23 protein-coding genes and 1 pseudogene are annotated in these 19,299 nt (G+C 70.7%); 12 read left to right on the forward strand and 12 right to left on the reverse strand.

What is annotated here, in order from left to right; all coding sequences use genetic code 11:
• The coding region (locus ACVWWH_RS18140) for a DUF6454 family protein (protein ID WP_457317504.1) at positions 1–566 on the reverse strand (566 nt) is incomplete at its 3' end.
• A gap of 530 nt (positions 567–1,096) precedes the next feature.
• Here ACVWWH_RS18140 and istA point away from each other — a divergent pair.
• From istA to ACVWWH_RS18155, 3 genes and pseudogenes are all read left to right on the forward strand, one after another.
• Entirely contained in the window at positions 1,097–2,767 is a 1,671-nt protein-coding gene (istA, locus tag ACVWWH_RS18145) for an IS21 family transposase (RefSeq protein WP_457317505.1), read from the forward strand.
• Positions 2,764–3,565: pseudogene (istB, locus tag ACVWWH_RS18150) on the forward strand (IS21-like element helper ATPase IstB). The gene istA and the pseudogene istB overlap by 4 nt, the downstream one beginning before the upstream one ends.
• Before the next feature lie 461 nt (positions 3,566–4,026).
• Positions 4,027–4,530 (forward strand): hypothetical protein, encoded by a 504-nt coding sequence (locus tag ACVWWH_RS18155; RefSeq protein WP_457317506.1) that lies wholly within the window; start codon positions 4,027–4,029, stop codon positions 4,528–4,530.
• Positions 4,531–4,762: 232 nt separating this feature from the next.
• Here the strand turns inward: ACVWWH_RS18155 and ACVWWH_RS18160 are convergent, their stop codons facing one another.
• A complete protein-coding gene (locus ACVWWH_RS18160) occupies positions 4,763–5,227 on the reverse strand; it encodes a tRNA(His) guanylyltransferase Thg1 family protein (RefSeq protein WP_457317507.1) in 465 nt (154 codons plus the stop codon).
• Positions 5,228–5,235: 8 nt separating this feature from the next.
• On the opposite strand from ACVWWH_RS18160, the gene ACVWWH_RS18165 reads away from it, so the two are divergent.
• Entirely contained in the window at positions 5,236–5,433 is a 198-nt protein-coding gene (locus tag ACVWWH_RS18165; protein WP_457317508.1) for a hypothetical protein, read from the forward strand.
• Here the strand turns inward: ACVWWH_RS18165 and ACVWWH_RS18170 are convergent.
• The 8 genes from ACVWWH_RS18170 to merA form a co-directional block, all read right to left on the reverse strand.
• The gene (locus ACVWWH_RS18170) at positions 5,430–5,669 is read right to left on the reverse strand and encodes a hypothetical protein (RefSeq protein WP_457317509.1); all 240 of its coding nucleotides are present in this window, start codon (positions 5,667–5,669) and stop codon (positions 5,430–5,432) included. The two genes, ACVWWH_RS18165 and ACVWWH_RS18170, sit on opposite strands and share 4 nt — an antisense overlap.
• A gap of 149 nt (positions 5,670–5,818) precedes the next feature.
• Complete coding sequence (locus ACVWWH_RS18175) at positions 5,819–5,977, reverse strand: hypothetical protein (protein WP_457317510.1); 159 nt, start codon at positions 5,975–5,977, stop codon at positions 5,819–5,821.
• Between the two features lie 369 nt (positions 5,978–6,346).
• A complete protein-coding gene (locus ACVWWH_RS18180) occupies positions 6,347–6,790 on the reverse strand; it encodes an SRPBCC family protein (protein ID WP_457317511.1) in 444 nt (147 codons plus the stop codon).
• Positions 6,787–7,110 carry a hypothetical protein gene (locus ACVWWH_RS18185; protein WP_457317512.1) on the reverse strand — a complete coding sequence of 108 codons (324 nt, stop codon included), beginning with the start codon at positions 7,108–7,110 and terminating at the stop codon, positions 6,787–6,789. Before ACVWWH_RS18185 ends, ACVWWH_RS18180 begins: the two co-directional genes overlap by 4 nt.
• Positions 7,111–7,162: 52 nt before the next feature.
• Complete coding sequence (locus ACVWWH_RS18190; RefSeq protein ID WP_457317513.1) at positions 7,163–7,555, reverse strand: nuclear transport factor 2 family protein; 393 nt, start codon at positions 7,553–7,555, stop codon at positions 7,163–7,165.
• A gap of 652 nt (positions 7,556–8,207) precedes the next feature.
• Positions 8,208–8,885, reverse strand: a complete 678-nt coding sequence (locus ACVWWH_RS18195) for a haloacid dehalogenase type II (protein WP_457317514.1) — start codon at positions 8,883–8,885, stop codon at positions 8,208–8,210.
• 33 nt (positions 8,886–8,918) lie between these two features.
• Positions 8,919–9,467 (reverse strand): carboxymuconolactone decarboxylase family protein, encoded by a 549-nt coding sequence (locus ACVWWH_RS18200; RefSeq protein ID WP_457317515.1) that lies wholly within the window; start codon positions 9,465–9,467, stop codon positions 8,919–8,921.
• A 180-nt stretch (positions 9,468–9,647) separates the two neighbouring features.
• The gene (gene merA / locus ACVWWH_RS18205; RefSeq protein WP_457317516.1) at positions 9,648–11,087 is read right to left on the reverse strand and encodes a mercury(II) reductase; all 1,440 of its coding nucleotides are present in this window, start codon (positions 11,085–11,087) and stop codon (positions 9,648–9,650) included.
• A gap of 130 nt (positions 11,088–11,217) precedes the next feature.
• Here merA and ACVWWH_RS18210 point away from each other — a divergent pair, with 130 nt between their 5' ends.
• Positions 11,218–11,604: a MerR family transcriptional regulator gene (locus ACVWWH_RS18210; RefSeq protein WP_457317517.1), complete on the forward strand. Its 387-nt coding sequence runs from the start codon at positions 11,218–11,220 to the stop codon at positions 11,602–11,604.
• On the opposite strand, the gene ACVWWH_RS18215 is transcribed toward ACVWWH_RS18210, so the two are convergent.
• The gene (locus ACVWWH_RS18215) at positions 11,595–11,801 is read right to left on the reverse strand and encodes a hypothetical protein (protein WP_457317518.1); all 207 of its coding nucleotides are present in this window, start codon (positions 11,799–11,801) and stop codon (positions 11,595–11,597) included. The two genes, ACVWWH_RS18210 and ACVWWH_RS18215, sit on opposite strands and share 10 nt — an antisense overlap.
• Before the next feature lie 85 nt (positions 11,802–11,886).
• Between ACVWWH_RS18215 and ACVWWH_RS18220 the strand changes: the two genes are divergently transcribed.
• The 4 genes from ACVWWH_RS18220 (at position 11,887) to ACVWWH_RS18235 (ending at position 14,569) form a co-directional block, all read left to right on the forward strand.
• A complete protein-coding gene (locus ACVWWH_RS18220) occupies positions 11,887–13,143 on the forward strand; it encodes a permease (RefSeq protein WP_457317584.1) in 1,257 nt (418 codons plus the stop codon).
• A 99-nt stretch (positions 13,144–13,242) separates the two neighbouring features.
• On the forward strand, positions 13,243–13,494 hold the full coding sequence (locus tag ACVWWH_RS18225) for an SHOCT domain-containing protein (protein ID WP_457317519.1): 252 nt from the start codon (positions 13,243–13,245) through the stop codon (positions 13,492–13,494).
• Complete coding sequence (locus tag ACVWWH_RS18230; protein WP_457317520.1) at positions 13,491–13,682, forward strand: hypothetical protein; 192 nt, start codon at positions 13,491–13,493, stop codon at positions 13,680–13,682. The genes ACVWWH_RS18225 and ACVWWH_RS18230 overlap by 4 nt, the downstream gene beginning before the upstream one ends.
• A 440-nt stretch (positions 13,683–14,122) precedes the next feature.
• A complete protein-coding gene (locus ACVWWH_RS18235) occupies positions 14,123–14,569 on the forward strand; it encodes a maleylpyruvate isomerase N-terminal domain-containing protein (RefSeq protein ID WP_457317521.1) in 447 nt (148 codons plus the stop codon).
• Between the two features lie 117 nt (positions 14,570–14,686).
• On the opposite strand, the gene ACVWWH_RS18240 is transcribed toward ACVWWH_RS18235, so the two are convergent.
• The gene (locus ACVWWH_RS18240) at positions 14,687–15,364 is read right to left on the reverse strand and encodes an ArsR/SmtB family transcription factor (protein WP_457317522.1); all 678 of its coding nucleotides are present in this window, start codon (positions 15,362–15,364) and stop codon (positions 14,687–14,689) included.
• A 101-nt stretch (positions 15,365–15,465) separates the two neighbouring features.
• Here ACVWWH_RS18240 and ACVWWH_RS18245 point away from each other — a divergent pair, with 101 nt between their 5' ends.
• Genes ACVWWH_RS18245 through ACVWWH_RS18255 form a run of 3 tightly spaced genes read left to right on the forward strand, consistent with a single transcriptional unit; the run spans position 15,466 to position 18,849 of the window.
• Positions 15,466–16,845 carry an MBL fold metallo-hydrolase gene (locus tag ACVWWH_RS18245; protein WP_457317523.1) on the forward strand — a complete coding sequence of 460 codons (1,380 nt, stop codon included), beginning with the start codon at positions 15,466–15,468 and terminating at the stop codon, positions 16,843–16,845.
• Positions 16,842–18,134: an MFS transporter gene (locus ACVWWH_RS18250; RefSeq protein ID WP_457317524.1), complete on the forward strand. Its 1,293-nt coding sequence runs from the start codon at positions 16,842–16,844 to the stop codon at positions 18,132–18,134. The genes ACVWWH_RS18245 and ACVWWH_RS18250 overlap by 4 nt, the downstream gene beginning before the upstream one ends.
• Before the next feature lie 4 nt (positions 18,135–18,138).
• Entirely contained in the window at positions 18,139–18,849 is a 711-nt protein-coding gene (locus ACVWWH_RS18255; protein ID WP_457317525.1) for a class I SAM-dependent methyltransferase, read from the forward strand.
• Positions 18,850–19,299: the final 450 nt, after the last annotated feature.

The raw sequence follows: 19,299 nt of genomic DNA on the forward strand, positions 1-19,299 counted from the left end.
ATGACGATGCCGCCGAAGTGGTCCTTGACCTCGAACTGCTTGTGCACGTCGAGGGTGTTCGCGTCGACGCGGTAGATGATGGCGCTGCTGTTGGGCCGGTACTGGGCGACGGGGACCCAGACGTTGGTGCCGTCGAAGTCGATCCCGCCCGGGTGGTACATGTCGCCCTCGCCGAGGGTGATGTCCTTCTGCAGGTTCCCGGCCTTGTCCATGACGAACAGGTGCCCGATGCCCTTGCCGGGGGTGCGGTCGTAGCCGCCCTGCGGGGTCGGGTACTTCTGGGTGGGCTCGATGATCTGGACCGCGGAGAGGAAGATGTGGTCGGCGCTGAACGCGATGCCCTCGGTGTGGTAGGTCGGGAAGTTCAGCTTGAGCTTGCCCGTCAGCTGCCAGTTGGTGTTCCGGTCGACGGCGTTGAAGTCGTCGGCGAGGGACGTGCTGGTCTGGTGGTGGTCGGGCGCCGGGGCCGGCGGTGCTGCCTGGGCTGCGACGACTGTGCCTGCGGAGCCGGCGATCAGGATGGCGATGCCGGCGGCGAGGAGGGTGCGAGTTCGGGTTGTGCTCACGATGGTGGGACCTTCCGGTGGTTCGGCCACGATGAGCTCAACAGGCTAGGCGGGCGTGATGAACCCCACATGGCCCCCAGATGAACTGCGCCCTGCACCGCCGATGGTTCAGATGAGGCCGAGCGAGGCCCAGTCGTCGAACAGGGGCGCCGGGGCGGCGGCCCATTCGCGGCGCTCGACCTCGACGGTTGCTCCTCGCCCGTGCGGCCGTGCCGGTACCTGACCGTCTCGGTGTGGTGCCCGCGGCGGATGTGGGTGCCCTGGCGCAGGTGCTGGGCAGCTCACCCCAAACGACGCCGTCCTCCTCGAGCAGCATGCGCTTGCACCACTCCACGGAGATGCCCAGAAGCTGGCGGTGGGAGAAGTGGTGGGAGGCGAGCATGCCTGACTATGGCAGCTTGATTCAGGACCGGTGTGACGGCTTGATTCAGGACCACTTGCCTCCGGACCGGCGTGTTGTGACGGTTTGATTCAGGACCACCTTTGACGGTGGGTATGCCCGATGGGTTTGCCTACGTGAGGTGGTTCGGATGGGAAGTCGTGTGGAGCTGTTCGCCCGGATCCGGCGGGATGCGCGGGTCGAGGGCCTTGGGATCCGGGCTCTGGCCCGGAAGTACCAGGTGGGCCGGGACACGGTCCGCACCGCACTCTCACGGGCAGAGCCACCGCCGCGGAAGACCCCGGTGCGGGCTTCGCCGATGCTTGGCCCGTTCAAGGACGCGATCGATGCGATGCTGCGTGAGGACCTGGAGGCTCCGCGGAAGCAGCGCCATACCGCTACGAGGATCCTGGCCCGGCTCGCCGATGAGCACGGGGCGAGGGAGCTGTCGTATTCGACTGTGCGGGACTACGTCCGCCTCCGGCGGGCGCAGATCGATCTTGCCGCCGGGCGCCGGGTGGAGGTCTTCGTCCCGCAGGAGCACGCTCCCGGGGCGGAGGCCGAGGTGGACTTCGGCGAGCTCTGGGTGGTGCTGGGTGGGGTGAAGACGAAGTGCCACATGTTCGTCATGCGGCTGAGCCACAGCGGCCGCGCCGTCCACCGGGTCTATCCCTCGCAGGCGCAGGAGGCCTTCCTCGAGGGCCACATCGAGGCGTTCGAGGAGTTCGGGGGCATACCGACCGGGCACATCCGCTACGACAACCTCACCGCGGCCGTCAGCGCCGTGGTCTATGGGCGCAACCGCCAGCGCGAGGAGAACGAGCGCTGGGTGCTCTTCCGGTCCCACTACGGCTTCGACGCCTTCTACTGCCAACCGGGCATTGCCGGGGCGCACGAGAAGGGCGGCGTCGAGGGCGAGGTCGGCCGGTTCCGGCGAACCTGGCTCACCCCAATGCCCGTCGTCGGTTCCCTGGCCGAGCTGAACGGGCGCATCCGAGAGTGGGAGGCCCGCGACCTGACCCGGAGAGTCGGGACCAGGATCCGCACCGTCGGCGAGGACTTCGCCACCGAGCGGCCGCTGCTGGCCCCGCTGCCCGCGGAACGGTTCGACCCCGGCCTGGTCCTGCACCCGCGGGTGGACCGATCGGCCCTGATCACCGTGCGGATGGCGAAGTACTCCGTCCCGGCTCGGCTCATCGGCCACCGGGTACGGGTCTCGCTCCGTGCCTCCGAAGTGGTCGTCTTCGACGGCCGGGCCGTGGTCGCCCGGCACGGGAGGGTCTCGGCCAAGGGAGGCTCCTCCATCGTCCTGGACCACTACCTCGAGGTCCTGCAGACCAAGCCCGGCGCCCTCCCCGGCTCCACCGTGCTCGCCCAGGCCCGTGCCGCGGGCGCCTTCACCGCGGCGCACGAGGCGTTCTGGCAGCAGGCCCGAAAGGTCGATGGCGACGCCGCGGGCACCCGTGCCCTGATCGAGGTCCTCCTGCTGCACCGCAGCATGCAGGACCAAGACGTCATCGCCGGGATCGAAGCAGCCCTCTCGGTCGGGGCGGTCTCGCCGGACGTCGTCGCGGTCGAGGCCCGACTCCACGCCGCTGGGCCCGGTTCAAGCCGTCATCGCGACGACCGCGACGAGCACCGCGAGCACAGGGTTGTCAGCCTGACCCAGCGCCGCCTCGCCGACCCCGCTGCGGTCATCGCCGGCCTCCCCGCCGACACCCCGCCGCTGCCGGACCTGGCCGCCTACGACGAGCTCCTCCAACGACGCCCCGCCACCGACGAGGCAGCGAGCACCGGCAGGGAAGGAACGAGCGCATCATGACCACCACGACGAAGGTCACCGCGAGCCTGCGCAGGCAGCGGAGCATGACCGAGGAAGCAGCCCAGGCCGCCGTGGACCAGGCCTGCCGCCGGGCTGCGCCTGCCCACCATGCGCGCGGTCATGGAGGAGGCGGTCAAGGTCGCCGAACGCGAACAGCTCTCCTACGCCGGCTTCCTCGCCGAGCTGCTCCTGGCAGAGTGTGACGACCGCGACCGCCGCTCCGTCGAGCGCAGGGTCCGCGGCGCCGGGTTCCCCCGGCAGAAGTGGCTCGGGGACTTCGACTTCGAGGCCAACCCGAACGTCAACCCCGCCCTGGTCCACACCCTCGCCCAGGCCGACTGGATCCGCCGCGGCGACCCGCTCTGCCTCATCGGCGACTCCGGCACCGGCAAGTCCCACCTGCTCATCGCCCTCGGCACCGCCGCGGCCGAGAAGGGGTACCGGGTCAAGTACACCCTCGCGACCAAGCTCGTGAACGAACTCGTCGAAGCCACTGACGAGAAGCAGCTCGCCCGCACCATCGCCCGCTACGGCCGCGCCGACCTCCTCGTCATCGACGAGCTCGGCTACATGGAACTCGACCGCCGAGGCGCCGAACTCCTCTTCCAAGTCCTCACCGAACGGGAAGAGAAGGCCTCCGTCGCCATCGGATCCAACGAAGCCTTCAGCGGCTGGACCAAGACCTTCACCGACCCCCGCCTCTGCGCCGCGATCGTCGACCGGCTCACCTTCAACGGCACCATCATCCAGACCGGCACGAACTCCTACCGCCTCAACCACACCCGCACCCACAGCTGACAGCCTTGTCGAATCGAACCTCAGGCAATATCCCTTCAGGGATCCTCTGCGAACAGATTGGCGTTAGGGTCTGGGTGTGAGTGACCCCAGTAGGTCGAACGAAACAACTTATGCGTCACGACCCGGTCTGATGCTGTCTACGGTTGCCGTGCTTCTCCTGGCTTGCATCGGAGCCTACTTTGGGTGCGTGATCTGCATAGCCCTGACGATTAGCGGTTTCGAAGGGCACGCAGGCCCCGGCACTCTCGCTTCGGCAGTCAGTTATGTGATGGCCGCCTATGCGGCTCCGATTGCGATCGGTGCCCATTGGTTCCGAGCTCGCGGCTGGAGTCTGGCCAGAGTACTGAGGCTCGCAGCGAGCATCTCCTTGGCGGTAAATGTTGTGCTCTCACCCATCGGGATCGCAGCCCTTTCGATGTAGTTGGCGTCCACACAGCCGCGGCGGGGCCTAGTCTTCTCCCATGAGCAGCGGGAGCAGTCCGGTTACCGCCCGATTGTCGGTTGGGGTTCGGGCGGTCATTGGTCTGTTCGCCGCGATTACCGCGTTGATCGTCGCCGTCGCGGCAGCACGGATAATTCAGAGCCCTGCCACGATCTCCGAGGAGCTGACGCCCGGGGGGCAAGTCTGGCTCCTACTCCCGCCGCTAGTTATCGTCTTCGCTGGCGGCATCGGTTCATCGATCAGGGCACTCTTGGGGCAGGATGCGCTGGCGAAACGCAACAGGGAGACCGGTGTTCCTACGTTCTCCATTCGCAGGCTGGCAAGCGAACTTCCCGCTTTCTGGTTCTTCGCCGCTTCGTTCCTGCTTACAACGTGGGGACGCGCATTTTTCGCGATTTTCAGCAGCCCGGGACGACCACAATCGCTGACCGCCGTGGTCTTCGGGCTGACATCCCTTCTGGGCGCCGCCTTCAGCGCGGTCTGGATGGCGGGTATCGCACTCGGTCTGAAGCGTCGGCGTTGACCGCTCGCGCGCAAGGCGGCTGACCGCCGGAATCCCACCCTTCGGGCTTACCGAGCCCTCAGATGCCTACCACCCTGCCAGCTGCGGATTCACAAGTACCGCGCCCCCGAAACAGGGAACGCACGACACCTGGAACGTCCAAGTCAAACGACCCCACACAGAAGTGGTCCCGAATCAGGCCGCCATCCTGGTCCTCGTTCGAGTTGACATAGTCACATGCCGACGCTGTTCTTCATCGCGTCCTTCTGCCGCCACCGCAGGTACCCGGCCACCTCCTCCTGCCCGTCGAGGGGGTGGTGCGGGCGCCGAACACGGCCAGGCCGTGCTCGGAGCGGAGGTCGTTGAACTTGGCGGTGGCGAGGGCGGCGGTGATGGAGACGATCTTCTGCACCTGCCCGCCGAACCACGCCTCGCTCTTGGCGGTGGACGGGGCGGCGAGCAGCACGCTGATCTCGTCGGACTGCGTGTACGCCGCGACGGCGCCCTGCACCTGGGCGGCCAGGAACAGGGCGGTGGCCTGCATGTCGACGGCGAAGCCCGCATCGAAGGGGCGCACGAGGCTGCGGGTGTACTTGGAGAAGCCATTCCCGTCGACGCGGACGACCGCGTAGGAGCCGCGGGGCAGGTGGGTGCGGTGGGCGTGCTCGGCGCGCTTGAAGTGGGCTGCGGCGGCCTCGCCGGCGACGTACGTGGTCATGTGACCCCATGTGGGCGGACGACCCGCGGCGTTCCACCCGGCGGCGGTACACCGTCGACACCTGGGAGCCCGCGGTCCACGCCCACAGCCCCGGAGGGCCCCTCGTCGGCGACGGCTGCAACCAGTGCGGGCAGCCCTGGCCGTGCCGGTTCCTGCTCAACCTGCTCAACAGCGGCCTCGTCGCCGAGCGCGGGAACCTGTCCTAGGCATCTCCGCAGGCGGCACCACGCCGGCGTAAGGCCTCCACGATGGCGTTCTCACGCCGGGCCAGACCCGCCGTCATCGGGTAACCGGCCTCGGCCGCTGCACGGATGGCCTCCTCGATCTGTGCCAGGTCGGCCAGGAGGTCGGCGACGCTCACCCTCTCCAGGTCCTCGTTATCCATGCCCGGGACGCCGCGGCACCCGTGCACCCAGTCAGATTCGTCGTGCTGTGCCGTCATGAGGTCCGCTCCTGAAGCTTCCGCCTTGCCGCGCGACCACTTCCTGATCTGCAGGCACAGTACGGCGTCAGCACCGGCAATTCCAGCCTTTGGCAATCGAAGGCGGTCCGTTGAGCTCGCGCGGAACATGCCAGGCAGTCCATGCTGGCCTAGGGGAGGGGCACGACGGCGCCGAGGATGCCCATCGCGGTCTTGCACGGCCAGGGCTCGTGGCAGCCGGCGCAGGGCTCCCCGAGCAAGTCCCCGTCGGGGGTGTGGATCTCAAGCAGGAGCTCGCAGACAGGCAGCGCGTACTCGGTGTGCGGCATGCGGCGCCGGCGTGCCTAGTCGAGCACGCCGAGCATGGTCGCGTGCAGCGGCCGGGCCGGTTCCGGGGAAGACACGGCGAAGAAGTTACCCGAGAGAGGAGGACCGGAAACCCTGTCGAGGACAGGACCGAGGGGCGTGCGCCCTCCCGCTCCGGCGTGTTGGGTCACCCAGTAGACTTGTCGATGCCCTGTGCACGTTGGAATGGTCTTATCCCGGCAGGACTGGTCCAGGAGCAGCCCCGGTGCAGCCGCGCCTCCAGCGCCCTCTTCGGGCGGCTGCGCCGATGCCGGGCTCATGAAGATCCCTTCGTCCACGCGGCCGGGGGCACGTTCCTCCGGAACCTTCGGAACCCTCGTCAGGGGGGCACGTCATGGCTTTTGGTGGGTTTCAAGGTGCGTCTTGAGGCTGGACCAGTTCCGCTGTTCCTGCCGGCGTCCTGTGAGGGCGAAGAATGGGGCCGCGAGCTTCAGCACTCCCTTGGGCCTGAGGTCCCAGGACCAGCTCATCAGGGTTCCGCTGGCGTCGGGGACGAAGGTGAGGGCTCCGTCGATGTCTGCGCTGGTCATGCGGGTCATGGATCCGAGGCGCCTCGGCCGCGCGTATTCGGTGACCTCGAGCTCGAAAGGGGTGCTCCGCTTCCCCGATTCCATCACGACGTGCCATACGGTGCCGACGCCGATCGGTCCAGGGGTGGTCTTCTCGACGCTGCGCATCTGCGGGTTGTAGACGGGCTCGTTGCGCTCGTCTGCGACGAAGTCGAAGACCTGCTCGATCGGGCGTCGGATGAGGATTGAGCCATTGATCCTTGTCATGCCGTTCTCCGGCCTGCCGGATTGTCAGGGATGATCTTGTACAGGTCGATGACGGTCTCCTCGGGGGGTGAGGTGAATCCGCCCTGGATGCCCGCTTGCATGCGGGGCATGAGGATGCCGTCGCGGAATTTCTCCCAGCTTTCCTTCGACTCGTGGACGGCCATGATCGTCCAGCCGCCGGCTGAAGGTCCTGCCGCGTGGAAGGTCTGGCCGTCGGGGAGGAGGCCTTCGCCGGGATGGACGGCGGCGATCGAGGCCTGGTACTGCTCCTTGGTGCCTCCGGGGAAGAAGTGCACGACTCCGTATGGGGTGGCTTCCATGTCTGCTCCTTGGGTAGTCCGGGTGTGTGTGGTGTTTCTGCCCCGCTGAGGGTCAGCTCCAGAAGTCGTCCGACTTGGCCGTGTCCTCGAAGAACTCGCGGCCTTCGATCACCTTCCCGTCCCGGAGTGCGAACACGATGGCCGTGGCCAGGTTCAGGGTCTTCCCGTTGTTCTCGGCGTGGCTCTGCTGGATCCCTACGGTGTGGCTTTCTCCGCCGACGATGTCCTGGACCGCTGCTTGGAAGGAACCGTGGGAACGTGCGCCCAGCTCGCCGAAGTAGGCCAAGATGGCGTCGCGTCCTTGCTTGGTCCCGGACAGTACGCCACTGCCAGCGGCGTACCAGACCGCGTCTTCCGCGAACAACTCGCTCAGGGCGGCCAAGTCCCCTGCGTTGAAGGCCTCATAGCCGCGCCGGACCACTTCGGCGTTTTCTGCAGCGCCCATATCGGATACCTCTCCGTCATCCTCGTCGGTCGATGGACTGCTCAAGGCCCTGTCCACGGTGGGTGCGGCCTCGGGGCGGGGCTGCACTCCATGCTCGCAGGAGGGCTCTGGGAGCGTGAGGGGCTTAGGGCCCTCCGTGATCGTCCCGCCGTCCCGGCCTGGCGTGCCGTCGACACGGGCGGGGGAAGGGGGCGAGGGGCGAGGGCGGCTCCACGGCCAGGGCGGGCCGAAGTCCTCTGGCCCGCTCGATGCGCCAGCCCTATCGTCGAACTGTGCTGGCCTGCCGCCTTTCGGGATGGGAAGCCGGCACCCGGCGCCCCGCCCAGCTACCCCCCAGCCGGACGGGGTGACCGCACCTGGGAGCGCCGGCCAGCGCTACCTCCCGGCAGTTCCAGCAGGCGCTGCGGCCGCCTCTGAGGGCGATGCCGTCTTCCCGGGCCTGCGCCTCCATTCGCGGAGGGCCTGTCGAGCTCGCTGAACGCGAACGCCCACCGCTGCAGCGGCCCGCTGCCGCAGCCCTGGATCTGCGGGTCCTGCTCCCGCAAACCGCAGGTCGGTGCCGTGTGCATGGCCACTCCCTCCGCCCGAGGGCTCTCCCGGACTCCAGCACCTAGAACCTGGTCCTTGAGGCCACGTCAAACCGGCGTCCCGGTCAGGCGTCGACCGACAGTTCGGCGGCGAGATGCGTCAGGGAGGCCACTGTCAGCTCGGGGCGGGCGAAGTAGGACGGGTAGGCGGCGCCGGTTCGGTTGACCCACGCGGTACGCAGGCCGGCGCGGGCGGCACCGTGGATGTCCCAGGGGTGCACCGCGACCAGCAGCATCTCCTCCTCCCGGGTCCCGCACCGCTGGGCGGCGTACCGGTAGGAGGAGGGGTGCGGCTTCCAGGCCGGCGCGTCCTCGACGGAGAGCAGGGCTTCGAATTCGTCCCGGATCCCGGCCGCCCCGAAGAGCCCCTCGGCGACCTGGGCGGAGCCGTTGGTGAGGGTTGTGAGCCGGTGTCCGGCCGCCCGGAGTGCGCGGATCCCGTCCGGGACGTCGGGATGGAGGGGGAGGTCGGCGACGGAGGCGGCCAGGTGCTTCGCTGTTTTCGCCGGATCCGGCACGCCCGCCCCGTCGAGGAGGCCGGTGAGTGCCTCGGCTCCGATCTCGCCGAAGGGGGCCGCGTCCCCGGCGGCGGCGAGGGCGAATCCCTCCCGGAGCAGGGTCGCGAACCACAGCTTCGCCAGGTGCTCGGGTGCGCCGGCGTCGGCGAACCGGGCCCCCATGGGGGACATGTCGGAGAGGGTCTCGTTGACGTCGAACACGATCACTTCGGGTGCTGCGGCCATGTCTGGTCCTTCCTCGATCGGTGGTGGTGCTGCTCAGGCGGTGAGGGGCTCGGCGGCGGGGACGTCGAGCTCGGTGTGGGCGTAGTGGTTGAAGTAGTTGGTGAACAGGTTCACGGCAATGTGGGCGAAGGCCTCGGCCAGCTCCGTGTCCGTCCACCCCGCATCAAGGGCGGCCTGCCAGACCGCCTCGGGCACGTAGCCGGTGTCCGCGGCGGCGGCGCGGGCAACCTCGGTCAGGGCCGCGAGCCTGTCATCGAAGCCGACCTCCCCGGCACGGAGGGCGAGGATCTGCGCATCGTCGAGTCCGGCCCTGCGGGCGGATACGGTGTGGGCTCCCTGGCAGTAGTCGCAGCCGTTCTGGTTGCCCACGGCCAGGGCGATCGCCTCCCGGGTGGCCGCGTCGAAGGTCCCGTGCTCGGCGATGGCCTTCTGTATGCCCTGGTAGGCGGCGATCACGACGGGTGAGTGGGCCATGCCGGCGTGGATGTTCATGAACCGGCCCATGCGCTTCTCGAGCCGTTCGGCGTGCTCGCGGGCGGCCTCGGGCACGGTGTCGAGGGTGTGGGCGGGGATGCGGGGCATAGGTGGCTCCTTCTCGTTTCCTGGGGCGGCCCGGGCCGGTGCTGGGCCGGCCGTCCGCGCTGCTGCTTCTTCTTTCAGTGCCTCTTGGGCGGTCTTCGACGCTGCGGCGCTGCGGGTGGCGTGCTCTGTGTGCGTGCGCACAGAAGGGTCCACGGAACCAGTACCCGCGGCGGGTGAGGGTCACACGGCGCAGCAGGAGAGGCGGGAGACGTCCGAGGTGTAGGACTGGGCTGCGATCTTGAGGCCCTCGGCCATCGTCAGGTACGGGGCCCACCGCGAGGCCAGCTCCTGGACCGTGGTGCCGGCGGCGATCAGATGCACCCCGGCCGCGGCCAGCTCGCCGGCGTCCTGCGCGACGGCGGTGATGCCCAGGATCCTCCCGGTGCCGTCTTCGGCGACGATCTTGATGAACCCGCGGGTGTCCCGGTTCACCAGCGCCCTCGGCACGAACTCAAGCGGCAGCACCCGGCACTCGCAGACGTGGCCGGCGGCGTTGGCCTGCCGGTCTGTCAGCCCCACCGCGCCCACTGCGGGGCTGGTGAACGCCACCCTCGGCAGCTGCGTGTAGTCCACCTCCAGCCCCGCACCGGTGAAGGCGTTCTCGACGGCCAGGGCGCCGTGGGCGGCCGCGACGTTGACGAACTCCCGATGACCGGTCACGTCCCCGGCGGCCCAGACGCGTCCGTTCGTCGTCTGCAGCCCTGGCCCGGCCAGGACCTCGCCGTGGCCGCCGGTGGCGACGCCGATCCGGTGCAGTCCCAGACCCTCGGTGGAGGGGCGGCGGCCGGTGGCCATGAGCACCCGCTCCGCCCGGTACTCCTCCGTCGCCCCGCCCACGTCAGCGGTGACGACCGCCGCCCCGGTGCCTGCATCAGTCCGGACCCCGGTCGGCACAGCGCGGCGGACCACCCTGATGCCCTCATCCCGGAAGACCGAGGAGAGGGCCATGGACACCTCGGGCTCCTCGCCCGAGAGCAGCCGGGAACGCACCAGCACGGTCACCCGGGCCCCCAGCCGGGCGAACAGCTGGGCCTGCTCGACCGCCACATACCCGCCGCCTACGATCAGCAGGGACTCGGGCACGCGATCCAGTTCCATGGCCGTCTGGGAGGTCAGGTTCCCCGTCTCGGCGAGGCCGGGCAGCTGCGGAGCCCACGGAGCGGACCCGGTGGCGACCAGATAGTGCCGCCCTCGCAGCCGCACCGGCTCCCCGCCACCGCCGCCCGTCACGTCCACGACCGGGTCATCGGCATCCCCGGCGAACACCGCCCGGCCCCGGTGGATGTCCCACCCGTAGTCATCGGCCAGGTCCAGGTACTTCTGCTGGCGCAACCACCCGACCAGGGCGTCCTTGCCCGCGATGAGGGCGGCCATGTCCAGGGCCACCGCGGCCGGCGCGAGGCCGGGGAACCGGCCGGCGTCCGCCGCCGTCTGTCGCGCCCGCGCCGCGCCCAGGAGCGCCTTGGACGGCACGCATCCGGTGTTCACGCAGGTCCCGCCCACGGTCCCTGCCTCGGCCATGGCCACCCGTAGACCCATGCCCGTGGCCCGGATCGCCGCAGCGAACCCGGCGCTGCCCGACCCCACGACCACCAGGTCGTACTCGTTTGCGCTCTGCACGCTGGCTCCTTCCGTCCTTCCTGGCTGCCTTCGTCACGACTCTTGACCTTCCAGCCGCTGGAAGGTCAAGGGTGGGCATACCCGGGTGGATGGGGTCGTTGAAGCCACCGAGACGAGGAAGGGAAGCTCGATGCGCATCTCCGAGGCCGCGGCCGCGGCGGGCACAACAGCCAAGACTTTGCGGTTCTACGAGGACATCGGGCTCCTGCCCGGCATCGGCAGGACTCCCACCGGCTACCGCGACTACCCGGAGGAAGCCGTGCGGCGCGCGGCGTTCATCCGCCGCTCCCGAGCCGCGGGCCTGACCCTCGAGCAGGCCCGGGCCCTCCTGATGGTGCACGACGCCGGGGCCAGGCCCTGCTCCCACGTCCGCGACCGCCTCGCCGAGCAGCTCGCAGCCGTCGATGCCCGCATCGCCGAACTCCGGGCACTCCGGAACACCCTCGCCGGCCAGCTCCAGGCGGCCGCAGCAGGGGCCGAAGGCTGCGACCCCGGACAGGTCTGCAGCTACCTCTGACCCGCCACCGGACTTCGGCCGGGTCCGCCTTGCCCGTCCCAGGGGCCCTCGATGATGCGGCAGAACACTGCCTCCTGCCCCGAGCGCAGCGAATCCTCCGCCGTGTCCCGGGCCGCGAGCAGGGACCGGGGGAGCGCCCCGAGATCGGCCACGGGCCGCTCGATCTGGGCCAGGTGCTCATCCAGCAGCCCGATCACCAGCCTGCAGGTTGGACAATGTACCCGGGCAGGCTGTCCTGGGCAGCCTCAGGCAGAAGCGGGAGGGGAGCATCCGTTGGACTTCATGACCCCCGTGCTCCAGGCCCTGGCGATGGCCGGGGCGATGGCGTGGGAAATCCTCTGGCCCCTGATCCTGGGCTTCGCGCTCTCTGGCGTCGTCCAGGCCCTCGTGCGCCGGGAGCATGTCACCCGGCTGCTCGCCGGCGACTCGCCGCGTGCCCTGGCTGCGGCCTCGGCGCTGGGCGCGGCCTCGTCGTCGTGCTCGTACGCGGCCGTCGCCCTGGCGAGGTCGCTGTTCCGGAAAGGTGCGAGCTTCGCCTCGGCCATGGCCTTCGAGATCGCGTCGACGAACCTCGTGATCGAGCTCGGACTGATCCTGGCCCTGCTGATGGGCTGGCAGTTCACCTTGGCCGAGTTCATCGGCGGCCCCATCATGATCGTGCTGGTCGCGCTGTTCTTCCGGCTGTGGATGCGCGGGAAGATCGTCGACGCCGCTCGGGCCCAGGCTGAGAAGGGCATCGCCGGGTCCATGGAGGGCCATGCCGCGATGGACATGTCGGTCCAGGGCGAGGGGAGCTTCTGGGCCCGGCTCTTCTCCCGCAGGGGCCTGGACGCGGTCGCCTCCTACTTCGTGATGGACTGGGCCTCTGTGTGGCGGGACATCGTCGGGGGCCTCCTCATCGCCGGCGCCTTCGCCGCCTGGGTCCCCGCCCAGTGGCTGCGGGCCTTCTTCTTCGAGGGCAGTCCGCTCCTGGCGGCGCTGTGGGGCCCGCTGATCGGGCCGGTGATCGCGATGCTCAGCTTCGTCTGCTCCGTCGGGAACGTCCCGCTCGCGGCTGTGCTGTGGAACGGTGGCATCAGCTTCGGCGGGGTCGCGAGCTTCATCTTCGCCGACCTGATCGTCATCCCGGTGATCCTGATCTACCGCAAGTACTACGGCGGCCGGGCAGCGCTGCGGATCGCCGCGACCTTCTACCTGGCCATGGTCCTGGCTGGCTACGCCGTCGAGGCGATCTTCGCCTTCACCGGCCTGACCCCGCGCACCCGCAGTGCCACCGTCGTCGAGGCCTCGGTCTCCTGGAACTACACGACCTGGCTGAACATCGCCTTGCTCGCCCTCGCCGCCGTCCTCCTCGTGCGGTTCTTCGCCACCGGAGGCGCCGGCATGCTCAAGATGATGGGCGGCGCCCCGGACCACGAGCACCCCGACCAGCACGACCACGGGAGCGGGGGCCGGGAGGGCACCGGCCACGGGCCTGTCGAGGACGGCCGTGGCCACGGCCGCCAGAGTGATGGAAGCCGGCACGACCGCCCGCTGTAGCCGGCCCTGTGTCCGGAGCAAGAGATTTCGGGGCCGAACGCCACTGACGGAGTGTGGGGCCTGCAGGGGACAGTGGATCCGCGGGAGAGGGGAGCGGGCATGATGTACGGCGGGTACGGCGGGGTCTGGGGCTGGGTGCTGATGGCCGTGATGATGCTCGTGTTCTGGGGCGGGATCATCGCCCTTGTCGTGTTCCTGGTCCGGGGCGCGAGGAGCGGCCCCGGCGGCTACGGGCAGGGCGGCCCCTGGCATGAGGATCCCGAGCAGATCCGGGCCCAGCGGTTCGCCCGGGGCGAGATCGATGAGACCGAGTTCAGGGCCCGCAGGGACGCGCTCCGGCGCCGGCCATGAGGTCTGGGGCCCGGACGGTCCTCATCGCTGCCGCGGCCGCAGTGCTGCTCGCCGCCGCGTCGATGCTCGGGATCGCGCTGCTCGGGCCGCTCAGCCCGGGACGGCCGCCACGGGCGGCGGCCTGCCCGGCCCCGAGTCTGGCGGGCACGACGGTGAACGTGACGCTCTCGAACATGGGGGCGGGATGATGGGCGGGCCCATGAGACGCGGCGGCCTGCGGGTCGTCGCGGCCCGAGCGGACGTGCACGCAGGGAAGGTCTCGTTGGCCGCTGCCAATGCTGGCACGGTCCCGCACGAGCTGGCGATCCTGCCGCTCCCGGCGGGCCAGGGCGTCGGGGCGACGGCGGTAGGTCCTGACGGGCGGGTGGATTAGGCAGGCTCGGTCGGCGAGGCCTCGGCGAACTGCGGCGAGGGAGCCGGGGAGGGGATCCTGCCGCGCGGAACGTCGTGGACCACGGTCACCCTGGCGCCGGGCCGCTATGAGCTCATCTGCAACCTTCCCGGGCACTATCCCGCCGGAATGTACACCCTGCTGACCGTCACCTGACCCGCGCATCCGACGCGGCAGGGGCTGCCCGGGGCGGCGGGCCGCTACGCTCCGGATACGACGCCTGCGAGAAGGGGGACCATGGAACCGACGGCGGGGATCCTGGCCGGGTACCGGCGGGCGTGCGACCGGCTCGAGGAGTTCCTCGCCGCAGCGGACGCCGAGGACCTTGCCCGCAGGAGCGGCGGGACCCGCTGGACGAACGAGCAGCTGCTGTTCCACATGGTCTTCGGGTACATGGTGGTCAGGGCCCTGCTCCCGCTGGTCCGCGTCGTCAGCCGCCTCCCTGTCCCGGCGCGCAGGGCCTTCGCCGCGGCCCTGGACGCCGCTGCCGGCCCCTTCGACTGGGTCAACTACTGGGGCTCCTGCGCCGCTGCCCGCGTCTGCGGCCGGGTCAGGATGGCCCGCAAGCTGCGTGCCACCACAGCGGCCCTGGCCCGCAGCCTGCGGGGGGGGAGGACGAGGAGTCCCTGCGCCGCTGGAGGCCCTTCCCCGGGCGGTGGGACCCCTTCTTCACCGGCCGCATGACGCTGCGCGAGGTCTACGCCTACCCCATGAAGCACTTCGACTTCCACGCCCGCCAGCTCAGCCTCGGCATCCCCGGGTGAGCCGTCGGGGCATCGCCCCCTGGACCTGCCGGGCTCCCTAGGCTGCGCCGGCCTCGACGTCGAGGCCGGCGAGGCGCCATTCGAGCATGCCGCCCTCGAGCCGGCGGGCGTCCAGGCCGTGGGCGCGGAGGATGTCGAGGGCCTCGTAGGCCATGACGCAGTAGGCGCCGCGGCAGTAGGCGACGAGCTCGCCGTCGGCGGGCAGCTCGGGGATGCGCTGCTCGAGCTCCTCGAGCGGGACGGACAGGGCGCCGGGGAGGTGGCCGGCGCGGTACTCGTCGGCGGGCCGGACGTCGATGACGGTGACGCGGCCGCCCTTGGCGTGGGCGGCCAGCTCGTCCCGGCTCAGCTCCTGCTCCCGGGCTCGGGGGCCGTCCAGGCGCAGGTACGCCACGCGGCGGGGCTCGACCGCCGGCACCCGCTCCTGGGCGACCGAGCGCAGGAGGCCGAACAGGGCCAGGACGTCGGGGCCGGCGATGCCGTAGAAGATCCTCGTGCCCTCCCTGCGGGTGGCCACGAGCCCGGCCTGGCGCAGTGCCTGCAGGTGGGCCGAGGCCGTGCTCAGGCCCAAGCCCGCCGCGGCGGCGAGGGCCTCGACGCTGCGCTCTCCCTGGGCGAGCAGGTCCAGCAGCTCGAGCCGCTTGCCGTTGGCCAGGGCCTTGCCGACCCGGGCGAACTCCTCGAACAGCGCCGCCTTGTCCGCGCGGTCTCCCACTTGATCCTCCAAAAATCCGTGTAATACTGGAGCCAATCCTATTCCAGACTTCTCTGGAATACTACTCCGGCTGGGGTCCTCGGCCCCGGAGAGGACGAGACATGATGGCTCCCATCGCCCCGATCCCGGTTGTCGACGAAGGCCTCGGCAACACCACCTACCTGCTCGACCTCGGCGACGGCCGCGCGCTGGCCCTGGACCCCGAGCGCGACCTGCGCACCCTGCGGTCCGAGGCGGCAGCGCGCGGGCTGCGGATCGCCTGGGCGGTCGAGACCCACCTGCACGCCGACTTCGTCTCCGGGGTGGCCGAGCTCGCCGCGGTCGAGGGCGCCAGGATCGTCTCCCCGGCCGTGGGCGAGCGCGCCTTCGACTACCTCGGGCTCGCCGACGGGGAGGACCTGGACCTCGGGGGGCTGAGCCTGCGCGCCCTGCACACCCCCGGGCACTCGCCCGAGCACCTCTCCTACCTGCTCTACGAGGACGGGGAGCTGGCCGGGGTCTTCACCGGCGGCTCGCTCATGGTCGGCACCGCCGGCCGGACCGACCTCGTCAGCCCCGACCAGACCGTCCCGCTGGCCCGGGCCCAGTACCGCTCGCTGCAGAAGCTGATGGAACTGCCCGACGGGACCCCGGTCTGGCCCACGCACGGGGCCGGGTCCTTCTGCTCCACCGGCGGCGGGGCCGAGCGCACCACGACCATCGGAGCCGAACGCGCCCGGAACCCGCTGCTGCAGCTTCCGGGCGAGGACGCCTTCGTCGCGGCCCTCCTGGCCCAGATGGGCACCTTCCCGGAGTACTTCCGCCGCCTGCCCGAGGTGAACCGGCGCGGGCCAGCGGTCCTGGCCGCCCCCGCAGCCCTGGCCCCGCTGGCCCCCGCCCGGGTGCGGGAGCTGCTGGCCGAGGGCGCGCAGGTCGTGGACGCGCGTCCGACCCGCGACTACGCCGCCGGGCACATCCCGGGCGCGATCAGTATCCCGTTCCGGACCGTGTTCGCGGTCTGGCTGGGCTGGCTCGCCGACCCGCAGGCGCCCCTGGTGATCATGCGCGGGGCGGACCAGGACCCCCAGGACATCGCCGCGGACGCGGTCAAGGTCGGCTTCGACCATCCCGCGGGCGAGCTCGCCGGCGGCATCGACGCCTGGACCGAGGACGGAGGGAACCTGGCCCGCACCGGCCTCGCCGACGCCGCGGCCCTGGCCCGGACCCCGGACGCGACCGTCGTGGACGTGCGCCAGGCGGCCGAGTACGCCGCGGGCCATGTCCCCGGAGCGCTCAGCATCGAGCTCGGCTCCCTCCTCGACGGCACCGCGGACCTCCCCGAGGGCCCCGTCGTGGTGATGTGCGGGCACGGCGAACGCGCCGCCGGGGGCGCGAGCCTGCTCGAGCGCGCGGGCCTGTCGGGGATCACCGTCTTCGAGGGCGGCCCCGGGGACTGGGCCGAGGCCGCGGGCGAGCCGGTCGCCACGGGGGCCGGGCGATGACCCGGCCAGCCGAAGGATCCGTCAGCCGCACCCCCGGCACGGGCCCAGCTGCCGGGCCGGTCCTGGGGCTGCGGGCGAACCTGGCCCAGTTCATGCTCCTCGTCGCGGTCAACGCCCTCGTCGGCGGCACCCTCGGGCAGGAGCGCACCGTCCTGCCGCTGCTGGCGACCCAGACGTTCCACCTCGGCCTCTACACCAGCGCCCTGACGTACATCCTCGCCTTCGGCCTGTCCAAGGCCGGGATGAACTACTTCGCCGGGACCCTCTCGGACCGGTTCGGCCGCAAGCCCGTGCTCGTGGCCGGCTGGCTCGCCGCGATCCCCGTCCCGCTCATGCTCATCCTCGCCGCGGACTGGGGCTGGATCGTCGCGGCGAACGTCCTGCTCGGGCTGAGCCAGGGGCTGACCTGGTCCACGACCGTGGTGATGAAGATGGACCTCGTCGGCCCGTCCCGGCGGGGACTGGCCATGGGCCTGAACGAGGCCGCCGGCTACCTCGGGGTGGCCGTGACCGCTCTGGCCACCGGGTACCTGGCATCCGCGTACGGGCTGCGCCCCGTGCCGTTCCTGGTCGGGGCGGCCTACATCGCCCTGGGCCTGGGCCTGTCCGTGCTGGCCGTGCGGGAGACCCGCGACCACGCCCGCCTGGAGGCCAGGGCCCACGTGGACGCGCACGCCCAGGCCCACGGCGAGCTCACCAGCGGGCAGGTGTTCACCCTGACCAGCTTCCGCGACCGCTCCCTCTCCGCCGTCAGCCAGGCCGGGATGGTGAACAACCTCAACGACGGCCTGGCCTGGGGCTTGTTCCCGGTGCTGTTCGCGGCCGCCGGGCTGAGCCTGGGCCAGATCGGCATCCTCGCCGCCGTCTACCCCGCGGTCTGGGGCGCCGGGCAGCTGTTCACCGGCGCCGCCTCCGACCGGTGGGGCCGGAAGTGGCTCATCGCCGCGGGCATGGCCGTCCAGGCCGCCGCCCTGGCCATCATCGCCGCCGCGCACAGCTTCGGCCCCTGGCTGGCCGCGGCCGTGCTCCTCGGGCTCGGGACCGCCATGGTGTACCCGACGCTGCTCGCCGCGATCGGCGACGTCGCCCACCCCACCTGGCGCGCCCGCTCCGTGGGCGTCTACCGGCTCTGGCGCGACGGCGGCTTCGCCATCGGCGCGCTCCTCTCCGGAATCCTGGCCGACCTGTACGGCATCCCGACCGCCGTGGCCGTCGTCGCCGCCCTCACCGCCCTCTCCGGCCTCGTCGTCGCCATCCGCATGCGCGGAGACGACCACAGAAGCCGCTGAGCCGATGGGCGAAGGCCAGGACGAAGCCCCGCCCCCGCACGGCCGAAGCGGGGCGTCGGAGGCCGCCCTCGCGTACGACCGCTGGTTCGAGATGCCGTGGGGGCGGTATGCGTTCTCCGTCGAGGCCGCGGCCCTGCACCGGGCCCTCGGCCCGCTCTCTGGCCTGAAGCTGCTCGACGTCGGGTGCGGCACCGGCAGGTTCACCGCCGCGTTCGAGCAGTGGGGAGCCCGCGTGACGGCCGTGGACACAGACACGGGCAGGCTCGCCGTCGCCTCCGGGCGGATCCGCGGGGAAGTGCTCGATGCCGACGCGCAGCACCTTCCGTTCGACGACGGCGCGTTCGACGTCGTGACCGCCACCGCGGTCCTGGAGTTCGTCCCCGACCCTAGACAGGCCGTCTCCGAGATGGCCCGCGTCACCGGTCCGTGGGGCCGCCTCCTCATCGGGGCGCTCAACCCGCGCAGCCCCTGGGGCGCTGCCCACCGGCACAGCTTCAACGGGCCGCCGTGGCGCTCCGCCCGCTTCCTCTCCCGTGCACACCTCGCCCACCTCGCAGCACCGTACGGGAAGGCCAACCTGGACGCCGCCCTCTTCAGCCCTGGCTGGTTCCCAGGACTGGAACAGATCGGCCCCGGGCTCGAACTTGTCGGCAGGCACTTCCTCCCGGCGCTGGGCGCATTCCAGATCCTGGCCTTGGACAGGCACGCCACCTAGCGCGCCGGGCCGCTCGGAACGCCAGACGATCCGACTGCCTTCCGAGCACTGGAATAGCTGCCGAATGCCCCTTCGTGACGACGCAAGGCGTCGCCGCGATCACGCGCCGCCGGAACCAACCCACGCCATCAGGGCCCCCACCACGGGGGCCTCCACCCTTCAAACAGGTCGCCGGCTGGCGCGGGCGCCGCTGACGCCGTGGTCGCGATAGATCCGCTCGCAGCCGGCGGCCTCGAGATCGCGGACCTCCCAGCGCGGCGTCCTGCCCATCGCTGAGATCGACACACCTTCTCTTGGGAAGCGGCTCGTCTCCGGAGCCTGCAGAGTGCTCCTCCTTGAGAAGAGGGCATCGCATTTGACCTGGATCTCACGTTCTCGGACAGAAGTCGACCTCTCGATGTGAGATCGGCTTCGATCATGTGGGTGGAGGACTTCGAACATTGACACCTT

This window comes from Sinomonas sp. RB5 (assembly GCF_054063535.1).

What these genes read in the sequence shown, in the direction of transcription:
- istA (WP_457317505.1), top strand. Translation starts at nt 1,097, where the DNA reads ATGGGAAGTCGTGTGGAGCTGTTCGCCCGGATCCGGCGGGATGCGCGG.
- ACVWWH_RS18155 (WP_457317506.1), top strand. Translation starts at nt 4,027, where the DNA reads ATGAGCAGCGGGAGCAGTCCGGTTACCGCCCGATTGTCGGTTGGGGTT.
- ACVWWH_RS18160 (WP_457317507.1), bottom strand. Translation starts at nt 5,227, where the DNA reads ATGACCACGTACGTCGCCGGCGAGGCCGCCGCAGCCCACTTCAAGCGC.
- ACVWWH_RS18165 (WP_457317508.1), top strand. Translation starts at nt 5,236, where the DNA reads ATGTGGGCGGACGACCCGCGGCGTTCCACCCGGCGGCGGTACACCGTC.
- ACVWWH_RS18170 (WP_457317509.1), bottom strand. Translation starts at nt 5,669, where the DNA reads ATGACGGCACAGCACGACGAATCTGACTGGGTGCACGGGTGCCGCGGC.
- ACVWWH_RS18175 (WP_457317510.1), bottom strand. Translation starts at nt 5,977, where the DNA reads ATGCCGCACACCGAGTACGCGCTGCCTGTCTGCGAGCTCCTGCTTGAG.
- ACVWWH_RS18180 (WP_457317511.1), bottom strand. Translation starts at nt 6,790, where the DNA reads ATGACAAGGATCAATGGCTCAATCCTCATCCGACGCCCGATCGAGCAG.
- ACVWWH_RS18185 (WP_457317512.1), bottom strand. Translation starts at nt 7,110, where the DNA reads ATGGAAGCCACCCCATACGGAGTCGTGCACTTCTTCCCCGGAGGCACC.
- ACVWWH_RS18190 (WP_457317513.1), bottom strand. Translation starts at nt 7,555, where the DNA reads ATGGGCGCTGCAGAAAACGCCGAAGTGGTCCGGCGCGGCTATGAGGCC.
- ACVWWH_RS18195 (WP_457317514.1), bottom strand. Translation starts at nt 8,885, where the DNA reads ATGGCCGCAGCACCCGAAGTGATCGTGTTCGACGTCAACGAGACCCTC.
- ACVWWH_RS18200 (WP_457317515.1), bottom strand. Translation starts at nt 9,467, where the DNA reads ATGCCCCGCATCCCCGCCCACACCCTCGACACCGTGCCCGAGGCCGCC.
- ACVWWH_RS18210 (WP_457317517.1), top strand. Translation starts at nt 11,218, where the DNA reads ATGCGCATCTCCGAGGCCGCGGCCGCGGCGGGCACAACAGCCAAGACT.
- ACVWWH_RS18220 (WP_457317584.1), top strand. Translation starts at nt 11,887, where the DNA reads ATGACCCCCGTGCTCCAGGCCCTGGCGATGGCCGGGGCGATGGCGTGG.
- ACVWWH_RS18225 (WP_457317519.1), top strand. Translation starts at nt 13,243, where the DNA reads ATGATGTACGGCGGGTACGGCGGGGTCTGGGGCTGGGTGCTGATGGCC.
- ACVWWH_RS18230 (WP_457317520.1), top strand. Translation starts at nt 13,491, where the DNA reads ATGAGGTCTGGGGCCCGGACGGTCCTCATCGCTGCCGCGGCCGCAGTG.
- ACVWWH_RS18235 (WP_457317521.1), top strand. Translation starts at nt 14,123, where the DNA reads ATGGAACCGACGGCGGGGATCCTGGCCGGGTACCGGCGGGCGTGCGAC.
- ACVWWH_RS18245 (WP_457317523.1), top strand. Translation starts at nt 15,466, where the DNA reads ATGATGGCTCCCATCGCCCCGATCCCGGTTGTCGACGAAGGCCTCGGC.
- ACVWWH_RS18250 (WP_457317524.1), top strand. Translation starts at nt 16,842, where the DNA reads ATGACCCGGCCAGCCGAAGGATCCGTCAGCCGCACCCCCGGCACGGGC.
- ACVWWH_RS18255 (WP_457317525.1), top strand. Translation starts at nt 18,139, where the DNA reads ATGGGCGAAGGCCAGGACGAAGCCCCGCCCCCGCACGGCCGAAGCGGG.